Raw genomic sequence first — 5,893 nt, forward strand, 5'->3', positions numbered from 1 at the left:
AATATCGGACTGTGCGAACCGCCTACGGTCGCCTTGTCCGCCGTCCTGTTGAGGTTTGCCGCCGTCGCTACTGACGCGAACGGTTCATCACCAAGTGAGACCTTCCAAGCGCAATGCAAGAAAAGAGCGGCATTCGGTAGCAACGACCACCAAGAAACAGGTAAGTGCCTAGGGGGATAAGGAAATTCCACACGGGAGGTCCAAGAAAGCTGGTTGAGACCCCACTGGGCCGAGATGGCAAACCATGCAGATCACCGAGGCTTTCGTAGCAGGCGCCCTAAGAACCTCTGCCAGGGAGCCCCCGATTCCTGCCGTGATTTCGGCGATGGGGCCGCGGGCTGTTCCGAAACAGTCCCCAGATGGATCAGATGATCTGAAGTTTGGAGAGCCTCAAGCAGACTGGTTGCATCATCGCCCCCATGGTCGTGAAGTTGCTCGAGGAACATGACGCCATGGGTTTGAGCCTTCGACCACATCAGGCGAACCTTAAGCGATTGCTTAAGCTTCGGAATTGCCAGTACAAATTCGGTTGGGAGATCGACGGACTCAGGCAGCCAAATACGGGCCCCAGTCGTGGAGAGATCGCGGATCGTGCAAGATATAGGAGATGGCTGACTCTCAAGCGTGACACGTCCCTCAAGAATGGAGGGGATGCGCCTGGCTCGCCGACGGTCCTGCATTTACGTCCGCGCCCACTCGGTTCTGTCGTAGCCTTCAACGAAAAGGCCGGCAACCTGGCCCGTAGCATCCTCGATCGGCCGGTAGACGAAATCGATGATGTGCTCCTCGAGCGCGGCGCCCGGCTTGGGCTGGAACATGATTGGCATCATGCGACCGACAAACGGCTTCCTGGTCTGGTACACATGCGACAGGAGTTCGTAGTAACCCTGCCCCCTCAGCTCCGGGAGCGCTTCCCTGACCGGCAGCCCAACAAGCTCTCGGCTTCCGACGAGCCTGAAGTAGGGGTCATTGGCGGCGATGAAAGTAAAGTCCGGGCCTTGCAAAACCGACCTGAACGCCCTGAAGAGAGGGATCGACATGACGCTGACCTCCTGGGAGTTCAGGAGAACGTCGCGTACGCCGCCAAGCTCCTCTGCCACCACGAGAGGCTTGATCTTGCGGGAGGCTGTGACCTCCCTGTGCTCATCAAGAGCCTCAATGGCGGCACGGGCATCGCGGCGAAATCCTTCCTTCAACACTTCGGGTTCACGGTTCCAGCCGCGTACGGCATCCTGTGCATTGTAGAATGCCCTGGCCACCGCTTCGACCTCATCCTTCGCCATGGGTAACCTCCGACCAGGCAAGTAGCATCCGGCCTCCTGCGGATCGTTCAAGTCTAACCAAAATAGGTAGATGGCCTGAGATGTGAATAGGATCTTGACAGAAGCTTGAGCCCGTCACTTGCCCTCAATCTTCGTCAGGACATTCTGTCGCGACCTCGTCGCACGATGCCACCGTTGCGGCTGCTTGCGGCGGGGCGCGGAGCCGTTCAAGCGTGGCGATGGCCAGCCGGGCGAGCATCCGATGCTGCTCGGAGACGTCCCCAGGAGCCGGCTCCCGACCCTCCGCTGAGGACGAGCGCCTCGCCTTCGCAATAGCTTGGGCGACTGCCTCTACCTCATCATCAGTCATTGCTGGCCCTCTTGGTCCATAGCGCAAGTGACACTCGAATTGCTTAGCCGAAAAGGCCCCCAGGCGGAATAGCCAAGCTTACGACGGGAGTGGCGGAACTGTTTTGTTCAGGCCATTCGCAGCTCAACGTCGGCGGCCCCAGGTAGGCCATTTGCCCTAATCGACAGGTGGGGCAAAGTCGGTCAAGGAGATTATTTCCTCACCTTATTAGGTGCCCCACCTATGGAACTCCAAATAAGTTATCACTTCGCTCCCGCACAAGCAGGTGGTTGCCCTGGCAAGGATCGAGCGGAGGCGCCCGACGCGACCTTGCAGGAAAGGGAAGCGCTCTACCGCTATGCCGTCGAACTGAGCCAGCAGATCCCGTGGGTCTCAGACCCGGAGGGCAAGATCCTCCTCATCGGCCCCGGCTGGTCGCAGTTGACGGATATGTCGTATGAGGAGTTGCTTGGCAGCGGCTGGATGAGGCTTGTCCACCCCGATGACGTGCCGCGCTACCTCGAGACCCGACGCCCGACCCTAGCGACCGGCGAGACTTTCCAATGCGAGTACCGGATCAGGGGTGCCGATGGCGGGTATCGCTGGTACCGCACCCGTGCGGGGGCCCAGCGCGACCGGCCCGGCGCAATCGTGCGCTGGTACGGCACGATCGAGGACATCCATGACCGGAAGCAGACCGAACTGGCCCACCGGGGCCACGCGCGGGTGTTGGAACTGGCCGCCGCCGGCCGACCCCTCGGGGAGGTCCTGGAAGCCCTCTGCCGGCTCGCGGAGGAGCAGTTGTCCGGCGCGCGCTGCTCCGTTCTGCTGCTCGACCCGGAGCTGCGTACGCTCCGGCATGGTGCCGCCCCCAGCCTCCCGGCCGCCTACAATGCCGCCCTCGATGGCTTGACCATCGGACCGGCAGTGGGTTCATGCGGGACCGCCGCCTACGAGCGGCGGGAGATCATCGCGAGCGACATCGCGTCCGACCCTTCATGGGAGAACTGGCGGGATCTTGCCCTGTCGCACGGCTTGCGGGCTTGCTGGTCGAAGCCGGTGCAGGGCCAGTCCGGTGACGTCCTGGGCACCCTCGCCTTCTACTACAACGAGCCGCGCGCCCCCACGCCGACCGAGATGGAGCGCATGGATACCGTGCTGCACTTGGCGACCGTGGTCATCGAACGCCAGCGAAAGGAAGCGGAACTGCGTGAAAGCGAGGAGCACTATCGCCATTCCGTCGAATTGAACCCGCAGATCCCTTGGGCGGCCGATCCACAGGGAAATATCGTCGAGGCCTCTCCGCGGTGGTATGGCGTGACGGGAGTGCCCATCAAAGAGGCACTCGGCAGCGGCTGGATCCAGGCAATCCATCCCGATGACGTGCCCCTGACGCAGCAGCGGTGGGCGCACTCGCTGTCCTCGGGTGAGGCCTTCGACGCAGATTATCGGGTGCGCACGATCGATGGGAGCTACCGCTGGTTCCGTGCCCGTGCCGGGGCGAGGCGGCACGCCAACGGTGCGATCCTCCGGTGGTACGGGACATTGGAGGACATCCACGACAGGAAACTTGCGGAGGAGCGCCTGCACTGGGCTGCCCATCATGACGACCTGACAGGCCTGCCAAACCGTCGGCTGCTCAGCGAGCGCCTTGGCAAAGCCGTCAGGGAGGCCGAACGCTCCCAAGCGACGGTCGGCTTGTTGTTCATCGATGTCGATCACCTCAAATACGTCAACGACAGGTTCGGCCATGATGCCGGCGACGCCCTCTTGCGGGAGGTCGCCAGGCGACTGTGCCGCACCGTTCGTCCAACGGATACGGTGGCCCGCGTCGGCGGCGACGAGTTCGCCGTCGTCCTGGCCGGGGTCGCAGACCAGGCCGAGGTTGCCGGAATGGCCAAGGCTATCCTCAGCCGGATGCAGGAGCCGCTCAGCCACGGCGGCAAGTCCCTCGACTGCCGCGCCAGCATCGGCGGGGCCATCTGCGCCGGGTCCAACATGGCGCCGAGGGAGATCCTGAAACAGGCGGATCTGGCACTGTACCATTCCAAGGCGGCTGGACGTGGTGGGTTCAAGCTGTTCACCCCTGCCATGCGGGAGGAGGCACGGAGAACGCAATCGGCATTCGGGCTCGCCCGCAAGGCAGTCACGTTCGGCTGGATCGAACCATTCTACCAGCCCAAGATGGCGCCTGCCTCGGGCAGGCTCGGCGGCTTCGAGGCTCTCCTGCGCTGGCGTCACCCGCGCAAGGGGATCCAATCCCCCGCGACAATCGCTCCCGCGTTCGATGATCCGGATCTTGGCAGGGTCATTGGCGAGCGCATGCGCTTTTGCATCCTCCGGGACGTGCGCGGCTGGCTCGATGCCGGGCTCGACATTGGCCGGGTCGCGATCAACGCCTCCGCCGTCGAGTTCCGGCACGACGACTATGCCGAGCGGGTGCTGGAGGAGCTGGGCTGGGCGGGGCTGCCGACAAGCTGCATCGAGGTGGAGGTGACCGAAAGCGTGTTCCTTGGCTCTGGGGGCGAGGTCGTGGAGCGGGCGCTGCGCACCCTGAGCGCGGCCGGCGTGACGATCGCGCTTGACGATTTTGGAACCGGCTATGCCTCGCTGTCCCACCTGAAGCGATTTCCCGTGGACGTGATCAAGATCGACCGATCGTTCGTAAGCAACGTGGCGAAGGGTGCAGGCGATGCGGCCATCGTCAGGGGCGTTCTGGGCTTGGCCCGGAGCCTCGGCATCGAGGTGGTTGCCGAAGGGGTCGAGACCGCCGTGCAGGCGTCATTCGTTCAGGAACACGGCTGTAACCTGGTGCAGGGGTATCACTTCGGGCGCCCAATGCCTGCCGCGGATGTGCCGCAGTTCATCATGTTGTCGAAGTGAATTGTCTCTCGGCAAAGGGATTTCATGGCAGTCCAGCCGTTTCCAAGGGGACAGGGACACTCCGTGATAGATGCGGGCCAAATCCTCACAGATTCCGATCGACTCCGGCCAAGTCTGGTGGCATTTGCTACCGAATGCCGGAACGATATGCTTCCTGTCCGAGCCAATGGCGGCTCGGTGAGGTCCTCTCTTGGCTTGCGCGTTCCGGACCTTATGCGTTCAGTCTCGACCGTCTGTAAATTGAACGAGATCCCAAAGATTGCCGTACAGGTCCTCGAACACAGCAACGGTGCCGTAGGGAGCCTGCTTCGGCTCACGGACAAACTTGATCCCCTCCTCGATTAAAGCAGCATAATCCCGCTGGAAGTCATCGGTCCGGAGGAACAGGAAAACGCGGCCGCCAGCCTGATTGCCGATGAAGGTTTCCTGATGCGGTGTTGAGGCTCGCGCCAGAAGCAACGAGGCACCTGCCTCGCCAGAGGGACGGACAACGACCCAACGCTTGTTCTGCTCCGGTTGATATGTATCCTCAACGAGTTCGAACCGTAGCTTATTCACATAGAAATCGATTGCTTCATCGTAGTCACGAACAACGAGTGCGATATGAGCGATACTCTGCTTCAATCAAGACTCCCATTCAGATCAGCCACAACATACAATAGGTCGTATGAGCGAGCATAAAGAGTTGTGCCTGGATGCGGGCGGCATGAGTAGGTGCAAACGCACACGGACTAAGAAGTTGCCTTGGTATGCCCAATGACAAGCGAGGGTACGTTTCGGAGTCAACGCGCCCTTACACTTTTGGCACATATTATCCCCAACGCTCCGCTCGCCTCGCATTGTGCGACTGCTTGCTGAACAACTGGCTACGGGCACTGCCGGATCAGGTCACGAAATCTGGTGGCGTTTGCTACCGAATGCCGGAGGAGGGCCTGCAGGCGTGGCTTCAGGAAACCCGCAGGCCCTCCTCCGGCCGATGTCTTGGGAGAGCATAGCCGTATATAAGGCTGCGCTTCTTTCCAGTCGTTGTCGATTGGCTCAAGCGGATGAGCCGGTCCACGCTTTGGAAAACCAGCCTTCCGACCGATTCACCGCCACAATCGCGGCCCAGCTTGCATCTGCGGCCCTCTCCCATGACGATCCCCTAGTGTTGTGTCACTGACGGGTGTTTCCGAAATCTGGTCTGACGTGCGATGCTGCTCGGATGGGCAAGATCGAACGCATTGAGGTTTCCGCCACTGATCGGGAGCGCCTGGAGACCCTGGTCCGTGGCCGCAACACGCCCCAGAAGGTTGTCTGGCGGGCTCGGATTGTTCTGCTGGCTGGCGAGGGCCTGCGCGCCACCGAGGTGGCCGCCCGCGTGGGCACGAGCACTCTGACGGTGCGGCGCTGGCGCCGC

At 61.8% G+C, this 5,893-nt stretch carries 5 protein-coding genes; 2 read left to right on the forward strand and 3 right to left on the reverse strand.

Translation table 11 applies throughout. The features are described from left to right. Positions 1–251: 251 nt before the first annotated feature. Together ACFOYU_RS15505 and ACFOYU_RS15510 are read right to left on the reverse strand one after the other, a co-directional pair. Positions 252–680, reverse strand: a complete 429-nt coding sequence (locus ACFOYU_RS15505) for a PilZ domain-containing protein (RefSeq protein ID WP_377034284.1) — start codon at positions 678–680, stop codon at positions 252–254. Then, entirely contained in the window at positions 681–1,283 is a 603-nt protein-coding gene (locus ACFOYU_RS15510; protein ID WP_377034285.1) for a PAS domain-containing protein, read from the reverse strand. Between the two features lie 658 nt (positions 1,284–1,941). On the opposite strand from ACFOYU_RS15510, the gene ACFOYU_RS15515 reads away from it, so the two are divergent. Beyond that, positions 1,942–4,494: an EAL domain-containing protein gene (locus tag ACFOYU_RS15515; RefSeq protein WP_377034286.1), complete on the forward strand. Its 2,553-nt coding sequence runs from the start codon at positions 1,942–1,944 to the stop codon at positions 4,492–4,494. A gap of 219 nt (positions 4,495–4,713) precedes the next feature. Here the strand turns inward: ACFOYU_RS15515 and ACFOYU_RS15520 are convergent, their stop codons facing one another. Beyond that, positions 4,714–5,118: a VOC family protein gene (locus tag ACFOYU_RS15520; protein ID WP_377034287.1), complete on the reverse strand. Its 405-nt coding sequence runs from the start codon at positions 5,116–5,118 to the stop codon at positions 4,714–4,716. A gap of 580 nt (positions 5,119–5,698) precedes the next feature. Between ACFOYU_RS15520 and ACFOYU_RS15525 the strand changes: the two genes are divergently transcribed. After that, positions 5,699–5,893: helix-turn-helix domain-containing protein (locus ACFOYU_RS15525; RefSeq protein ID WP_377034288.1), on the forward strand; the 195-nt coding region annotated here is incomplete at its 3' end.

The sequence above is a fragment of the Microvirga sp. GCM10011540 genome (assembly GCF_042650665.1).
In the GTDB taxonomy this organism is placed as follows: Bacteria; Pseudomonadota; Alphaproteobacteria; order Rhizobiales; family Beijerinckiaceae; genus Microvirga; species Microvirga lenta.